This window comes from Leptolyngbya sp. FACHB-261, assembly GCF_014696065.1.
In the GTDB taxonomy this organism is placed as follows: domain Bacteria; phylum Cyanobacteriota; class Cyanobacteriia; order FACHB-261; family FACHB-261; genus FACHB-261.
Window position 1 is genome coordinate 957393 of record NZ_JACJPL010000031.1, and the last position, 14857, is coordinate 972249.

Here is a 14857-nt window from a genome sequence, read left to right on the forward strand (position 1 = left end):
AGCAGTCCTCAGTGAGCCTTGTAGGACTTCACTGAGGACTAGTTTTTGAAGCAAGCTTCTATTGATTTAGATAGTGATTCAGGCAGGATAGCTCATGAAAACATGGCCCGTTCTGTTCTGTGCATTATTGCCAACCTAGGGGCGGTTCAATCAATGTCTCCTCAGCCTCCCCGGCTCGATGACCGGGCTTGTCAACAATCTGAACGGTACTGGCGTGAGGGCCTTGTTCGCCATCGTTAAAATCTGAAACAAAACGCACACCTGTGCCAACTTCTAAGCGATCAAAGTCATCATGAAGCACACTGTTGCGGTGGAAGTAGAACTCTTGACCATCTAAGCCTCGAATGAAGCCATAGCCTTGGTCGCGGAATAACCGCACCACGAGAGCAGTAGTTTCGTGTCCTTCATGGGTTTGGGACTTACCACTTTCGTTCTGGCGCTGATTGAGTTTTTTAAGCTGGGTCTGAGCCGCACGAAAAGCATTGCGGATCACAGCATCCAGCGGATCGTACTGGTTGCCCTCACCCGGATTGCTTTCAGCCACAATTTCATGCCCAGGAGGGACCGTAATATCTAGGCGCACGCGGTAAGGAGACCCGCTACGCGGACGGTCGTTAATCTTTTCGATGGCAATGTGGCAGCTGCTGATGTGATCGCAAACTTGCTCCAGTTTGCCAATTTTCTCGTGAACTAGCGAATCAATTGCATCTGTTTTATCAATAAAACGGTAGGTAATTTCTGGTGGAATTTTCATTTGTTATTCTCCGATTTCAAAACTTTAGAGCCTGTGAATATGCTGTCCTTTTGACCTTGAGTGCTTCATCACTCTTCTAACTGAGTTGCAGCAATCTCATTGTTCCGCTCAGCTGCTTGGTCACTCAAAGTAGTCAAGACAGAGGGGGATTGGCTGGAGTAGCTATCCTTACCTTGCAATCGGTCGCTGCCAATGCCGCCTATCCCAGGCAAGAGCCGATTGACCCAACTCAGTAACTCGGCAGTTACCCCGGGAAAGAGACCATGAAACTTGGCGCCCACCTGGGCAGGCAGCGACAGGATCACTTCTGCATCACCCCGCTTGCAGGCAGCAATAATCTGACGCGCTGCTTTCTCCGCGCCCATTGAGATCAGAGGCAGAGAATCGCTAATGCTGAACCAGGTGTACTCCGCCCGGTGCCGACCTTTAAAGAGGGCATTGTGAGGGCTACCGGTTCGCATCAGGCCAGGGCACACCGTCGTCACGGTCACGCCATGCTGCGCCAACTCGGCCCGCAGCCCCTCAGATAGACCAACCAGGGCAAACTTGCTGGCGCTGTAAGGCAACAGGTGAGGCACACTAACCTTGCCGCCAATCGAGGAGATGTTGACGATGCGGCCCGCTTGTTGCTCACGCATGTCTGGCAAGACGGCATAGGTCGTATAGAGCGGTGCCCAGAAATGGATTTTCATGGCTTCCTCGTAATCATCGAGGGTCATGACTTCCATAGGGCCGACCTGAATGATGCCTGCGTTGTTAATCAGAACGTCAATGGGGCCGAAGTGCTCACGGACTGTGCGGACTAGTTGCTCTACCTGAACTTGATCGCTGACATCGCAAGGCACGGTCAAAACGGACCCACCGTAGCGCTCCAAATCAAGCTGTGCTCGCTCCAACTCTTCCAGGTTGCGGGCGCAAATTGCTAGATGTGCGCCTTCACGGACTAACTGACGAGCCATCACCAGGCCCAGACCCCGGGAGCCGCCAGTCAGCAGCACAGTCTTGCCACTGAGGGTGTAGCTGCGTTCGCGCCACCAGCGCAGCGACCACTGAGCAGTGAGCAACAACCCTATACCAAGCGCAAGCAAAGCCAGCGAATTCTGCTGTATGTCCCCCATTGACCAAAACTCCTGGCAGCTTTTGAGTGCAGGCAAACAGGGCTAGCTTCAGCACCCACTTCCGACGAGGCGCAGCGACTAAACCCCGCAGCCAAGGCGCGTGGGCTATTGAATCTACGACTTAATCTGCCACCGAGGTCAGGTTCAGTCTTTCGTGCTGACTGGGATCCTGAGGCTTGCCTGTCGTTAAAGCACTAATCAGGCTTACGGCATGGGCCACTGGGCTAGATGGGGAATCCCAGTATTCTGCGGTTTCCACACTCACCTTGAGCAGACCCAAATCAGGCTCCTCTAGTCCTTTAGGAAACCAAGCTGTGAGTTGAGGTTGCCACAACTGCTCAAGCTTATTGCGGTCTCGCACTAGTTGAGCAGTGCCCGACATCGACACATATTGCTGCTTGTTAGGTGCAGAGAAGCTGACATTGACCTGATGATTCTGCTCAACTTCTACGACCTTGTGCGAACTGGCATAGGTGAAGAACCAGAGATCTCCATCAAACTCAACATGGCCATTGGTGGACATCGGACGGCTATGGAGCTTGCCTGTCTCATCCAGCGTGGTCAACATGCCGTATTCAATGTCTTTGATCATTTCACGCAACTTCTTTAAATGTTCGTTGCGCTCAGTGGAGTTAGCCATGCGTTGCTATTCCTTTGACTTATGACTTACTAATTGATTCAACTAATGCAATGAATGAACTCGAATGTACTGATGGGCATATCAGAGTTGACCGACTGTGTCAGGAGAAACAACCATACCTGGCTCCTGCTCTCGTTGACCATCGGGCGTCAAGTCTTGAAAGCTACCGATTTCAACCCCGATGTGATCACAAGCTTTCTTCAATTCACGTTCAAAGGTTTGAAGATCTTCGCCATAACCACAACGCTCCGCAGCGACCTGAATCCCTTTCTTGAAGTTGGCTCTAGCACAATCGATTAGCTCTGAACCTTGTAGTGGTGCAATTGAGGCCATATTGAGTAACTCCTGGTTGAACTACTTTTTGGGACCACCTTGCTTAAGTGGTTCTTGCTTCTAAAGCGAGGCTAAAAATCGAATAGTGCACTCGATTAGAACGAGATAAACCATTTATGTATGCTAAAAAAAACTGCTCAGAGCAACGTCTCTCTCTAGGTAGGTGAACAAGCTAGGCGAACAAATACTAGAGAGTTAAAGCACCGAGTCATCAGACATTATTCGTCTCAGGCTTTGAGCGGTCTTTCCATCGGCAGATGCAGCCTCTGCAAGTTTTTATCTGCAATGAAGCTCACTGAATTTAAAAGATGATGTTAGCTACTACAGAGGTTCGCTGGTTTCAGCCAGGAAGGCTACCTGAGGCTGTCGAGCAGTGGTTTCAGCAGGGATTTCAGCAAGGTCTTCAGCAAGACGGCTCTGAAATGGCGTCAATCTTGCCATCAATTTCGGAGAGCCGCGAGGACTTGTACTTATCCATGCCAGCCCTTCTAGGGCTTGATAATTTAGGGATAAAACTCAGGCAAAACAAATTAGAAGTGAAATGGCGAACCCGAGAGCTGGAGCCACTTTGTCTGAAGGACTGTCAAGGCAAGCTAGAGCAGTGGCTCAAATGGAGCCACGGGCAACCCGTGGTCACTCAATTTTTAACAAAAAGCTTCAATCAAACCCTGATCCAAATCCACAAAGTACGCACCGTACGACGCTATCAACTTCACACCGATCCAGTGCTGATTGAGATTCCAACCAATGAAACGGCTCAACCGGGCTGTAACGTTGAGCTGACAAAGTTAACAGTCAGAGGAGATATTTGGTGGAGCCTTGGCCTTGAAGCCTCTGGTCAGGATGTCAGTCATATTCAGCATTTGCAAACGGTGCTTGAGCAGTCAATGCAGACCTATCCTGGTATCAAACTTCAACTACAGGATTCCTATGCCTACCCTGTTTGGTTGCAGAGGTTAGCAACTGAGGAACAACTACAGAGCTATAGCAGATCCAGAACCCTGTAATTTTTGTGGCTCCTGAGGCTGCGGTCTGCAGTGGTTCCAGAAAAAGCAGTTCTAGAAAGAGCGGCTCCTAAGGGAGTTGTCCTGAGAGAGTCGTCACGGGCACATGCTGCAAACGGGCAAAGCCGCTACCCTAGCTAGACGATGCTAGGCCAGCCCTGGATGCCGGAAAATGCCCGAGATTGACGACCAAACCCAACTAACCCAGTCTCCTCACTATGCGGAGTTGAGCCCATCAGCCAAAAGACAACGGCTTCAGGAATTGGCGTTGGTCTTTCTACGGCTAGGAACCATCGCCTTTGGCGGCCCCACTGCTCACATTGCCCTGATCGATGACGAGGTCGTCAAGCGTCGCCGATGGCTCAGCAGTGAGAAGCTATTAGACCTGTTAGGCGTAACTAACCTCATCCCTGGACCTAACTCAACCGAGCTCGTCATTCACATCGGCTACGAGCGAGCAGGCTGGCGAGGTTTGCTAGTGGCTGGTTCGTGCTTCATTCTGCCTGCCATGTTGATGGTTTGGGCGCTGGCCGCAATCTATGCCCGTTACCAGACTGTGCCTACTGTGGGCTGGCTGCTGTACGGCATTAAGCCTGTGATCATCGCGGTGGTAATTCAGGCGCTCTGGACCTTGGGCAAAAAAGCCGTGAACAACCTCCCTACCGGCATTGCAGCTGTGGCTGTGACCGTAGCCTTCTGGTTTGGCCTCAACGAGATCCTGCTGCTATTGCTGGCTGGACTGGGCGTAATGCTAGTCAGTAACTGGCAGCACTTTAGGCAGGGCAATCAGATGGCTATCCTGTTGCCTAGCTCTGCCCTGCTCACCTTCAGCAGTGATTCACCTAGGGTTGCAACTTCAGCAGCGAGCCCAGCCTCTTGGCCGCAAGTCTTTTTGTTCTTCTTGAAAATCGGCTCGGTTCTATATGGCAGCGGCTACGTTCTGCTTGCCTTTCTTCAGCGCGAACTGGTGGAGCGGACACAGTGGCTCACGTCGCAACAGTTGCTCGATGCCGTGGCTATCGGGCAGTTCACGCCTGGGCCAGTCTTTACAACAGCGACGTTTATTGGTTATCTACTGGCCGGTCATGCAGGTGCCGTTGCAGGCACGATCGGCATCTTTCTGCCCGCCTTCGTTTTGGTGGCAGTTGTCAACCCTTGGGTGCCTCGGATCCGCCGCTCTGCCTGGGCTTCTCGTTTTCTAGATGGCGTGAATGCTGCTTCGCTGGCACTAATGGCGGTTGTCACCTACCAGCTCGGCAAAGCTGCCCTAGTAGATTGGCTGACGGTATTGTTGGCACTGCTCGGCCTGGTGGCTATTTTCCGGTTCAAATTGAACTCTGCCTGGTTAGTGGCAGCGGGGGGCCTAGTTGGTCTGCTATCGCAGCTGTGGTTGTCCTAATGAACCCGGTTTACACTCACCCGTTTACTAGGCAAGTTCGCTCCAGGACCATCTGAACCGACTAACGCAGCGTCGCCCGCATCGGTGGCTGAGGCGTTGAGCCATTAGTCGGCAGATCCGAACCGTCTGCTGTCGGTAGCGTGAAGTGAAAAGCGCTACCCTGGTTGCGACCCGACGATTCGGCCCAGATGCATCCTCCCAAGCCCTGCACGATCTGACGACAAATCGCCAACCCCAAACCCGTGCCCCCGGCTGTCCGGCGCAACGCGCCTTCTTCCTGATAGAAACGGTCGAAAATAACCTCTAGGCGGTCTGGCTCGATGCCGCGTCCAGTATCCGAAACTGTCACCTCTAGCATGCGGCTGCCACTAGCCTGCGCTTCCAGATGCACCTCACCATCCCCATCGGTAAACTTGCAGGCGTTATCTAACAACTTGCTGAGCACTTCCACTAACCACTCGCCATCAGCGCGTACCAAAGGCAGATCATCAGAAACCTTACTGCTGATCCGAGGCAGCCGGTCCTCCCGACGCGAACGGATGCTGCTAAGAGCGAGATCCACACATTCTGAAAGTGAGAGCGGCTCCATGTGCCAATTCACCCGTCCACTCTCTAAGCGTGAGAGGGTGAGGAAATCCTGGATCAGTTTGCGCATGCGATCGGCATCGGTCAGAGCTGCATTCAGCAGTTCCTGGCGCATTGCAGAGACCATGTCTGGCTCACTAGCCAACGACTCCAAACAAACCTGGATCGTGGATAGGGGCGTGCGCAACTCGTGCCCAATGATGGCAATTAGATTACTGCGGGTCCGGTCGAGGGCTTCGAGCTGCCGGTTGAGGTCATCTAAATTGGCGTAGGACTCTGCCTGGATTAGGGCAACGCCCACCTGAGTGGCGATCGAACTTACCAGTTCTATGTCTTCTTCGGTCCACAGATACGGCGCCGACTCATCGCAATCGTGCAGCTCAATCAATCCCAACAGCCGCCCTTGATAGTGAACCGGCACCGCCAACCAGGAGCGAATCTGAGCCGACTCCACCAGTGGCAGAATTTGAGCCAGACGAGGATCGTGAAAGGCATCGACGGTATGCGAGGGTTCTTGGCGCGAGCTGGCTTCCCGTAGCAGAGGGTTACGCTGGAGCGGCCAGCGGTCAGACTGCACAGGTACGATACCCTCGCGGCAGAACTGATGCCGAATATAGGCGCTCACATCGGTGTTCTTGCAGCGATAGAGCAGGCAGCGGTCAGCTTGCAGGGCTTCGCCTAGCTCTTGAACTGCCACTGCCAGGATTTCGTCAGTGTCTAGAGAGCGGCGAATCACACTGGTAATGCGGTTCACCAGGCGCTCTCGCCGTTCCTGGTCTTGAATCGAGCGGTAGGCTTTGAGTAGCTTGTACTGGCCAGCCTGCAAGTGCGTCATCAGTCGCTCGGCGAACGGCGCTGGGTCAACATTGCTGAAGCCAGTGAGCTCCACCGCTGAGGCAAGCCGAGCCTGAGCAGCTGTGATCTTTGGCTTTAGGGCTGGGCGATGGGTCAGCACCCGACCGAGTAGCAACCGTGCCGCTTCGCAGCTGACGCGGCGATCGAAAGACCAAATCCCCTCAAAGCGTCGCGCCTGATCCAGGGTCTGACCCAAAAGGGGTGGACTATTACCGTTGCCGGGGCTGCTAGGGTCGTTCTGATCCGACTCGTGGGTAACTTCACGGCAGATCAGGCAGATCGTGTACTGGTCGCTCACCACGATCAGATGCCACTCCTGAGCAAGACTGTCGTCGGGGGTGAAGGGCACAGTCTCGTAGTGATCAGAGCTGGCAGCGAAATTAGTTTCTGGTGCCGCCATGATATAGACCTGATCGGTCAGTTCGGCAATGCGCAGGTAGCGGCTGGCTTCTTGCCGATAGAAGCGCTCCTGTTGGAAGCAAGCAATGACCAAAGGTGCTGAGCCAGTCGTCTCGGCAAGCACCTGATCCTCGATCGCATGCGAGAGCGCCGTCAACGAAGACTTGAAATAGGTTTGAGGTCTCAGGTGGGGAAATGCCGCCTGCACCTCTTGCAACAGGGAAATCTGCTTGCTCATCAGTGTCCGAACCCGCCCTGCCTTGAGCTTAGGTTAACCTGCTCCTTTTCGAGTCTAGGAGAAGATGTCAGGCTCCTAGCGCCCATTAACGGAATGATTGCGTAATCTCAGCTCTCTCCAGCAGACCACAGAGGCGAGGATAGACTGGAGGAACGGCTCAAAAGCGGGAGGAACGTGCAGCCTGTGAGCAGTTCAGACAGCCTTAATCCTACCCACAACCCAGCTGAGGATGAGCTTGACAGTACCATCCTAAGTTTTGCGGACATTCAAGAGGAACTCAACTACAAGCAAGCGCAAAAAGCACTACGCGAGATCGTTGACCAGTTAGACCTTAGCCCCAGCGAACGGGCAGGTTTAGAGCCTGAACTCGAAGATCTACAAGTTCTTCTAGAGAAGCTAGACCACCAGGTCGTGCACATTGTTGTGTTCGGGATGGTGGGTCGGGGCAAATCGTCATTACTGAATGCCCTGTTGGGCCGCAATATCTTCGAAACTGGCCCGATCCACGGAGTTACCCGCGAGAGCCATAGCGCCCAGTGGACGGTCAGTCGAGAGGCTTTGGGCAGTAGCGATCACGATATTTTGCGGGTTGCGCTCAGGGGGCTGGGAGATTCGCGCATTGAACTAATTGACACACCTGGCATTGACGAGGTGGATGGCGAGGCCCGCGAGGCTCTGGCTCAGGAGATCGCACAGCAGGCCGACCTAATCTTATTTATGGTGTCGGGGGACATCACCAAAGTCGAGTACGAAGCCCTCTCGCGCCTGCGACAGGCTAGCAAACCGATTCTGCTGGTCTTCAACAAAATTGACCAGTATCCAGACGCTGACCGTGAGGCGATCTACCAGAAAATCCGCGATGACCGTGTTCGTGAGTTACTTTCGCCCAATGAGATCGTGATGGCCGCTGCCTCACCCCTCATTGCCAAAGCAGTGCGTCGGCCTGATGGCAGTTTGGGTGTGTCGCTGCTTCCTGGCCCGCCGGAGGTAAACGACCTCAAGCTCAAGATCTTGGAGATTCTGCATCGGGAGGGCAAGTCTTTAGTTGCGCTCAACACCATGCTGTTCGTGGACAACGTCAACGACCACATTGTCCAGCGCAAGCTAGAGATCCGAGACGCTCGGGCTAACAAGCTGATCTGGAACGCAACCCTCACCAAAGCGGCGGCGATTGCGCTTAATCCGGTCACAGTGATGGATGTGATTGGCGGTGCTGTGGTAGATGTGGCCTTGATTCTGGGGCTCTCGAAGCTCTATGGCATCAACATGACCCAGCAGGGCGCGGTGGGTCTGCTACAAAAAATTGCGATCGGCATGGGGGGCATCAGCGCCAGCGAACTGCTTGCCAACCTAGGCATGAGTTCTTTGAAGGGGTTGCTGGGGCTGGCGGTGCCAGTTACCGGCGGGACCAGTCTGGCCGCTTATGCATCGGTGGCCCTCACTCAGGCTGGCGTGGCGGGGGTTTCTTCCTACGCGATTGGTATGGTCGCCAAGGAATATTTAGCGAATGGTGCTTCTTGGGGACCCAGTGGCCCCAAAGCGGTGGTCACACGCATCCTAGAAAATCTGGATGAGGGCTCAATTCTCAGCCGGATTAGAACTGAGCTTCAAGCCAAGATCGACTGGCGTCAGCGGGCAGTAGATAAAGCAGGCAAGCCAATCCCTTAAATTACAAGCTCTGTTGAATTGCAGGCTCTGTAAAGAAACCCAAAGACTTAGCCCCAGCAGTGATATCACTGCTGGGGCTAAGTCTAATTAGAGCTTGGGTTGGTGGCGGGGCATGGATTTGAACCATGGACCTTCGGGTTATGAGCCCGACGAGCTACCAGACTGCTCTACCCCGCGTCGCTTCAACCTCAGGATTTATATCCTAGCGGGTCTTACGAGATTATGCAACCCCACGCACCAGAAATCTGCAGACGTGGGATGGACCTAAGATAAGAAGTATGGAAAAACAAGGTCAGCAAGCTTCTATGATCAACCTCACTCCTGCTGCGGCTCGTGAAGTTAAGCGCCTGAAGGCCCGTTTTGAGGACCCGGCAACTGGCTTACGCTTAGGCGTTCAGAATAGTGGCTGCTCTGGCATGTCCTACACCATGAACTTTGACAGCGAAGCTAGACCCGATGACGTGGTTTACGACTGCGAGGGTATCCGAGTCGTCGTCGATGCGGCTAGCTTGAGTCATATCAATGGACTGACGCTGGACTACAGCGAAGATTTGATGGGCGGCGGTTTCCGCTTCCACAATCCTCAAGCGACCCATAGCTGCGGGTGCGGCAGCTCCTTCTCGACAGCTCAAGAGGCCCAACCGCAACACGCTTAAGTTCTCCCGTGCCTTGAGTACCCATCTGTGTGACCGAAGCCTGGGCGCTGTTGTGCCTGGGCTTTGTGCTTGCTAGCCTCTGTTGCTGGTTGGGTTGGTGGTCAGCAGCAACAAGTCTCAACTGACTTCTAGTAAAGCTCCCAGCCCCTGACAAACCAGCCCTACGGCCCTGTGTCAGAATAGGGTCTGTTCAGCGGACAGACCTGTGATTGAAGCCGAAGTCCACCAGCAACTCCGCGCCTTCCTACGTGAGCAGGGCGTGCCTACCTGGCCCCATCACCTGACGATGGCCCGGCTGGTGGCGCGTGCTTTTCGATTGGGTCGCAGTGCCCTAATGCAGGTAGGAGGCAGCGAACGTTACCGCTTGAGCTATTTGGTGCCTGCCTTGATGTGGCCAGGGCCAGTGATCATTGTGGCGGCTGAGGCAACTCAGCAACGGCTCCTGCAAATCGAGATTCCTCGGTTGCAGCAAATCATGAGCTTGAACAAGCCTATTCGTACCGAGTCTGCTTGGCCTGAGGGCTTCTGTGGGCTGCTGTTTACAACCCCTCAGAATTGGTTAAAGAGCCATCTGAGTGGCCAGAGCGACTTCCCTGAGGGAGTGCCGGTTCTCATTGACAGCGCTGATGATCTAGAAGAGCTAGCCCGCGATGCCTTGACCTCGGTGATTCAGCCAGGCCACTGGGATGCCTTGCTACTGGCTTGTCCCAGCCAAGCCGAGGACATCCGTTCGCTGCGTGTCAGCTTAACCCAGCAAATTTTTCGCCACCCCGAAAGCCCCTACCACTGCCATCTGATTGACCAGCCAGAGCGCGAGAGTCTGAACCAACTGCTGAGCCTGCTGGAAGACTGTCCAGGCACAGCGGGGATTGCGGCTTTACCAGAAGCTTGGCAGCAGTTCTGGCAGCTCTGGCAAGCCGAAGACAATCTAGCCTGGGCTCAGGTTTCGCGAACCCACGGTCAGTTCTCGCTGCACGCTAGCCCCATTGAAATTGGCTCGGTGCTTCAGGAGCGAGTTTGGTCAAAGCAACCCCTGGTGGTTGTAGGTGCAGCCTTGGATGCTGACCCCAATGCGGTCACCTACCGGACACGGCTGGGCTTGGGAGACATGACCTGTTTGCAGTTCGGTCCAGCCCGGACTCACGAGCTGATTCAGCTCTATCTGCCAGATGGCTTGCCTATGCCCAACACGCCGCAATTCCAGGTGGCTCTGTTGCAAGAATTGCGCTATCTGATTAGCGAGAGCAGCAGCACGCAGGGCTTGGTGGTGGTAATTGTGGGCGATGTGCCCTTGAAAGCTCAAGTTGGCTCTGTTCTGGCTTCTGAGTTCGGCTCCCGGGTTCAAGTAGAGCGGACCTGCCTGGATGACAACGGCGTGTTGGTTACAGGCTGGAAATTCTGGAAAGAGCATCAACGGGTCCTGCCTGCACCGCAACTGCTGGCAATCGCAACCCTGCCGATTCCCTCGCTCGAAGACCCTTTGGTGGCAGGACGGGTAGCGCACTACAAGCACCTGCGGCAGGACTGGTTCCGCCTATACCTCCTGCCGGAAGCCCTCAGCACCTTGCAACGGGCAGTTGTGCCTGTGCGGGAGCGCCAAGGCGTTGTGGCTATCCTCGATAACCGAGTTCTGCACCGAAGCTATGGTGGGCAGATCATCAATGCTCTAAATCCAGCCGCTCGGATCAGCTATCTCGATCCAGGGCTGTTTGAGAGCGATAGCTGTCCTATCCTGGACTAGTAAGGAAACAAACTTTAAGTCAGAGTATTCCGATGGGCGAATCTAAGCGTCGCAAGGACAATCTGGGCGAGAAATACGGTCAACCGGAGCCAATCCTGCCCTGGCTAACCTTCATCAACAAGCAACAGGCTGAGCAGTTCGTCAAGTGGAGCACCCAAGGCGCTTGGCTTGGCATCTTTGGCTTGGTCTTCCTGTGGGTAATGGTGCGTTTTATTGGTCCCTGGGCAGGCTGGTGGCAGGTCCAGTGATTAAGGCGTGATTGGGACAGATTGAGGCTGGGAAGGGGGAAGCTAAACCTCCCTTTCCCAAGCCAGGATAATTAGAGCGTTGAGAATGGCGGCAGCAACAGGCGAGCCGCCTTTTCGACCTTCTACCTGGATTTGAGGCACAGAGCAGGCCGATAGAGCAGCCTTAGCTTCTAAAACTGAGACAAAGCCCACTGGGGCCCCAATTACCAAGGCAGGGCTGACGTTTGCCGCCTGGAGCTGCTGGCACAGGGCTAGTAGGGCAGTGGGAGCGTTGCCAATGACGAAAATACCTTGAGGATAGGTCGTCGCCCAATGCAATAATCCGGCTTCGGTGCGAGTCTGCTCAGGGGCTGGTGCCGGGACTTGCTCCAGACAGTTCAGCAGAGGATTGTCAAAAGTTTGCCGCAGCAGGTTACGTACCCCCTGCTGAACCATACCGACATCAACAATGACAGGAGCCCCCTGTTGCAGCGCCGCAATCCCTGACTCGATGGCGGTCTGTGAGAAGCGCACCAAGTGCTTGAATTCAAAATCAGCAGTGCTATGAATGACACGACGCACAACCGCATACTGGTCGGGCGTCAGGCCATGTTCACCGAATTCACGATCGATCAGCGCAAAACTCTGAGCTGTGATCGGATGAGTAAGAGGATTGCTGGGGCTATCCAACTGCTGCTCCAAGGAGACACCAGGATTTAGCCTAGCGGATCGCTTTGAGTTAGAAGCCACCGGGGATAAGTATCCCCAGATTTCTGGAAAGCCCAGCTTAAGCTGGGGAGACCTTCATCGACTCCAGAGAGCCCTGAGTAAGGAAGATGTCCTTACCGCTCTCGTCTTTGAATCCCAGACGTACCATGCCTTCGGCAAGCGTGACCTCGCTAAAGGTAACAGTGTAGTTGCTAAGCTGGTCCTCGATTCGGTAAAGCTTACCCGGTTCAAGTTGAAGAGTGGTTTGTTGCATCGCCTGTTGCTCCGATCCCTTGCCTAAACGGAATGCCAACCTTTTACCTTTTATTAACTTGGCCTAGCTTTTCCAACTGCCCGAAGGCAGACCTTAAGTAAATAGGGCTATTTGGATGGCTTGGAGTTGAGCTACCAGAGTTGAGCTACCGGAGTTGGGCTACCAGATTTGAGCTACTAGAGTTGAGCTGCTAATGCTCCTGGAACCAAGACCATTTGTAGTTTTGATGAAGACTACGGCCAGATGCTAGGCAAAAAAGGCCGGAACAGTGTAGATGCATTACAAATGCTTAACACTTCCACCCTACCCGTCAGTGATCTTACGAGTCTGAAGCTGACCTAGATTGTGCGAAGCCAGACGATGACCCAGATCACGCGTAGACCCAAAGTTGATCACAACTTGGAGCTGAGGATTATCACGGGCAAAAGCCTGTAATCAGCGGATGGTGGACTTATCCAAGACCGAAATTACTGCTGAGCGTAGTCATGCCTCTCACGTCTTTTGCATCTCAGACACCCCTGCACCGCTTGCCAGCGGTCGTGCATGAGCAGCAACTTCAGTCTTTCAACTTCTATGGAGATGCCGGGATTCAGAAGGGCATTTGGCATGAGGGTGAGCTGTATGGCTTCGGACAGGAGTTCAATGCTCAATCCCGGCTCCAAGCTTACCAAGCAGCTTACGAGCTAGCTGAGCAGGGAGTGCCCGTGATTATTACCATCTCTAAGGCTCGCTATACCGTTTGGACCAGCCTTCGCTTCCGGAGCGCTCAGCAGTCTGCTTAACACCTAATGCAGGCATTGGACTGGTTGCTCAAGTGCATTCACCATTCCGCCTGAGGCAAGACAATAGAGCGCCTCAGGCGGAACTTGTTTTAGTCTGGCCTTAGACGTTGACTGGCTGCCGCTCTGATTGCTTAGCATCAGGAACTAGCTTTTCTAAGCTGCGAGCTATGAGCGGAATTAAGCCAATAAACAGCAACACACCTAGCACGTTGAAGATGATCTGAGCGTTAGCAATTTGCCGTCCAACACCAGCGCCCGAGGAAATAGACTCGACTAACTGAGCAAGTTGAGCCGCAAAGGCAATACCTATGGTGGCAGTAACCACATTGAACACCAGATGAAACACACCCGTACGCAGAGCTGGGCGTCCTCGTCCAATCGTCGCTACCAACGTATCAGCGCAAGTGCCAATTTCTGCACCTAGCATTAGGGCAATACCAGCAGGCAGTGAAATTAGGCCAGAGCCGGCTAATGTGACGATAATCGCGACAGTGGCCGAGGAAGATTGAATCAAAACGGTAAACAAGGCCCCTACTAGAGCACCCTGTAGTGGATGCTCGCCTAATGTTCTCATCCAATCAATGAAGGGCTGATAGGTCCTAAAGGGTTTCATTGCTTCGTCGATCGTATCGAGACCGAAGAAGATCAATCCCACACCCAACAGAATTAAACCAATGTTTTTTTGACGCTCTGTCCTACCGACAAAATGTAGAAGCAGGCCAATGAAGAGGGCGATAGGAGCATATTGATTGATCTCAAAAGCAATGATTTGAGCGCCCACGGTTGTACCGATATTGGAGCCCAAAACAACAGCGAGAGATTGGGCAAAGCCCAGCAGACCGGCACTCACCATAGCAATCACCATGATGATAGTGACTGAAGATGAATCTAAGACAGTGGTTGCAGCGGCACCCGTGAGCACACCTGCAAAGCGATTAGTGGTGAATTTATCAAGGAGCCGTTTGGGACGGTCTCCTGCAATAGTTTTGAGACCTTGGGCGAGACGAGTGACGCCATACAGAAATAGCACGAGACCAGCTAGTACGCCCATGACCATTTTGGTAGCGTCAATTTTTTCTGTATCTTCTTCGTCCCCAGTGGGAGCCTGAGCACTGTCTCCACCTTCTGCTTCTGCTTCTGCTTCTGCTTCTGGTGCTTGGGCATTGGGAGCTTGAGCTTCCGGCGTTTGGGCGTTGGCTTTCGCCAGAGATATTTCAAGCGAGACAGATTCAGAAGCAGGAGAATGAAGGCTGAGTAGGGTCGGGGTAAAGGTTAACGCAAGCACTAAGAAGCCTAAGCTCAAGAGCCTAAATACTTTTCTCAAATTGTTTGAGGAAGCCATAAAAGTTTCTCCAAATGCCAAGTAGGGCCAGAATCCGCCCAGAATTTGCTGTACCAAAAACTTGTTCGAGGCTAGATATCTACTCATGCCTCGCTAAGCGTCAAGCTTAAGTCAATGAAGGTTATACGAACTTA

The 14857-nt window shown here is 53.5% G+C and carries 15 protein-coding genes and 1 tRNA gene; 7 read left to right on the forward strand and 9 right to left on the reverse strand.

Annotated elements, in window-relative coordinates; genetic code table 11:
- Window positions 1-124: 124 nt before the first annotated feature.
- The 4 genes from H6F94_RS29560 to H6F94_RS29575 all read right to left on the reverse strand — a co-directional run bounded on the left by H6F94_RS29560 (window position 125) and on the right by H6F94_RS29575 (window position 2845).
- A complete protein-coding gene (locus H6F94_RS29560) occupies window positions 125-754 on the reverse strand; it encodes an HPF/RaiA family ribosome-associated protein (RefSeq protein WP_190805822.1) in 630 nt (209 codons plus the stop codon).
- Between the two features lie 68 nt (window positions 755-822).
- Window positions 823-1872, reverse strand: a complete 1050-nt coding sequence (locus H6F94_RS29565; protein WP_190805823.1) for an SDR family NAD(P)-dependent oxidoreductase — start codon at window positions 1870-1872, stop codon at window positions 823-825.
- 121 nt (window positions 1873-1993) lie between these two features.
- Window positions 1994-2512, reverse strand: a complete 519-nt coding sequence (locus H6F94_RS29570; protein WP_190805824.1) for a pyridoxamine 5'-phosphate oxidase family protein — start codon at window positions 2510-2512, stop codon at window positions 1994-1996.
- 81 nt (window positions 2513-2593) lie between these two features.
- Entirely contained in the window at window positions 2594-2845 is a 252-nt protein-coding gene (locus tag H6F94_RS29575; protein ID WP_190805825.1) for a hypothetical protein, read from the reverse strand.
- Between the two features lie 308 nt (window positions 2846-3153).
- On the opposite strand from H6F94_RS29575, the gene H6F94_RS29580 reads away from it, so the two are divergent.
- Window positions 3154-3852: a hypothetical protein gene (locus H6F94_RS29580; RefSeq protein WP_190805826.1), complete on the forward strand. Its 699-nt coding sequence runs from the start codon at window positions 3154-3156 to the stop codon at window positions 3850-3852.
- 169 nt (window positions 3853-4021) lie between these two features.
- Window positions 4022-5248 (forward strand): chromate efflux transporter, encoded by a 1227-nt coding sequence (gene chrA, locus H6F94_RS29585; protein WP_190805827.1) that lies wholly within the window; start codon window positions 4022-4024, stop codon window positions 5246-5248.
- A 61-nt stretch (window positions 5249-5309) separates the two neighbouring features.
- On the opposite strand, the gene H6F94_RS29590 is transcribed toward chrA, so the two are convergent.
- Entirely contained in the window at window positions 5310-7325 is a 2016-nt protein-coding gene (locus tag H6F94_RS29590; protein ID WP_190805828.1) for a DICT sensory domain-containing protein, read from the reverse strand.
- A gap of 183 nt (window positions 7326-7508) precedes the next feature.
- On the opposite strand from H6F94_RS29590, the gene H6F94_RS29595 reads away from it, so the two are divergent.
- Window positions 7509-8993 carry a GTP-binding protein gene (locus H6F94_RS29595; protein ID WP_313949398.1) on the forward strand — a complete coding sequence of 495 codons (1485 nt, stop codon included), beginning with the start codon at window positions 7509-7511 and terminating at the stop codon, window positions 8991-8993.
- Between the two features lie 100 nt (window positions 8994-9093).
- Here the strand turns inward: H6F94_RS29595 and H6F94_RS29600 are convergent.
- Window positions 9094-9170 (reverse strand) — tRNA-Met (locus H6F94_RS29600).
- A gap of 101 nt (window positions 9171-9271) precedes the next feature.
- Here H6F94_RS29600 and H6F94_RS29605 point away from each other — a divergent pair.
- The 3 genes from H6F94_RS29605 to H6F94_RS29615 all read left to right on the forward strand — a co-directional run bounded on the left by H6F94_RS29605 (window position 9272) and on the right by H6F94_RS29615 (window position 11638).
- Window positions 9272-9649 (forward strand): HesB/IscA family protein, encoded by a 378-nt coding sequence (locus tag H6F94_RS29605; RefSeq protein ID WP_242041462.1) that lies wholly within the window; start codon window positions 9272-9274, stop codon window positions 9647-9649.
- Between the two features lie 205 nt (window positions 9650-9854).
- Window positions 9855-11390 carry an ATP-dependent DNA helicase gene (locus H6F94_RS29610; protein WP_190805830.1) on the forward strand — a complete coding sequence of 512 codons (1536 nt, stop codon included), beginning with the start codon at window positions 9855-9857 and terminating at the stop codon, window positions 11388-11390.
- 32 nt (window positions 11391-11422) lie between these two features.
- Window positions 11423-11638 (forward strand): DUF2839 domain-containing protein, encoded by a 216-nt coding sequence (locus H6F94_RS29615; RefSeq protein ID WP_190805831.1) that lies wholly within the window; start codon window positions 11423-11425, stop codon window positions 11636-11638.
- Window positions 11639-11680: 42 nt separating this feature from the next.
- Here H6F94_RS29615 and H6F94_RS29620 read toward each other — a convergent pair whose 3' ends face one another.
- Both H6F94_RS29620 and H6F94_RS29625 read right to left on the reverse strand, forming a co-directional pair.
- Window positions 11681-12307: a precorrin-8X methylmutase gene (locus H6F94_RS29620; protein WP_190805832.1), complete on the reverse strand. Its 627-nt coding sequence runs from the start codon at window positions 12305-12307 to the stop codon at window positions 11681-11683.
- A gap of 97 nt (window positions 12308-12404) precedes the next feature.
- Complete coding sequence (locus H6F94_RS29625; RefSeq protein ID WP_190805833.1) at window positions 12405-12599, reverse strand: hypothetical protein; 195 nt, start codon at window positions 12597-12599, stop codon at window positions 12405-12407.
- A 485-nt stretch (window positions 12600-13084) separates the two neighbouring features.
- On the opposite strand from H6F94_RS29625, the gene H6F94_RS29630 reads away from it, so the two are divergent.
- On the forward strand, window positions 13085-13381 hold the full coding sequence (locus H6F94_RS29630) for a hypothetical protein (RefSeq protein WP_190805834.1): 297 nt from the start codon (window positions 13085-13087) through the stop codon (window positions 13379-13381).
- A gap of 100 nt (window positions 13382-13481) precedes the next feature.
- Here the strand turns inward: H6F94_RS29630 and H6F94_RS29635 are convergent, their stop codons facing one another.
- A complete protein-coding gene (locus H6F94_RS29635; RefSeq protein ID WP_190805835.1) occupies window positions 13482-14723 on the reverse strand; it encodes a Na/Pi cotransporter family protein in 1242 nt (413 codons plus the stop codon).
- Window positions 14724-14857 lie beyond the last annotated feature (134 nt).

Bases quoted from the DNA above. Each gene is read 5' to 3' on its own strand.
- H6F94_RS29560 (WP_190805822.1), bottom strand. From the start codon at position 754: ATGAAAATTCCACCAGAAATTACCTACCGTTTTATTGATAAAACAGAT.
- H6F94_RS29565 (WP_190805823.1), bottom strand. From the start codon at position 1,872: ATGGGGGACATACAGCAGAATTCGCTGGCTTTGCTTGCGCTTGGTATA.
- H6F94_RS29570 (WP_190805824.1), bottom strand. From the start codon at position 2,512: ATGGCTAACTCCACTGAGCGCAACGAACATTTAAAGAAGTTGCGTGAA.
- H6F94_RS29575 (WP_190805825.1), bottom strand. From the start codon at position 2,845: ATGGCCTCAATTGCACCACTACAAGGTTCAGAGCTAATCGATTGTGCT.
- H6F94_RS29580 (WP_190805826.1), top strand. From the start codon at position 3,154: ATGATGTTAGCTACTACAGAGGTTCGCTGGTTTCAGCCAGGAAGGCTA.
- chrA (WP_190805827.1), top strand. From the start codon at position 4,022: ATGCCCGAGATTGACGACCAAACCCAACTAACCCAGTCTCCTCACTAT.
- H6F94_RS29590 (WP_190805828.1), bottom strand. From the start codon at position 7,325: ATGAGCAAGCAGATTTCCCTGTTGCAAGAGGTGCAGGCGGCATTTCCC.
- H6F94_RS29605 (WP_242041462.1), top strand. From the start codon at position 9,272: ATGGAAAAACAAGGTCAGCAAGCTTCTATGATCAACCTCACTCCTGCT.
- H6F94_RS29615 (WP_190805831.1), top strand. From the start codon at position 11,423: ATGGGCGAATCTAAGCGTCGCAAGGACAATCTGGGCGAGAAATACGGT.
- H6F94_RS29625 (WP_190805833.1), bottom strand. From the start codon at position 12,599: ATGCAACAAACCACTCTTCAACTTGAACCGGGTAAGCTTTACCGAATC.
- H6F94_RS29630 (WP_190805834.1), top strand. From the start codon at position 13,085: ATGCCTCTCACGTCTTTTGCATCTCAGACACCCCTGCACCGCTTGCCA.
- H6F94_RS29635 (WP_190805835.1), bottom strand. From the start codon at position 14,723: ATGGCTTCCTCAAACAATTTGAGAAAAGTATTTAGGCTCTTGAGCTTA.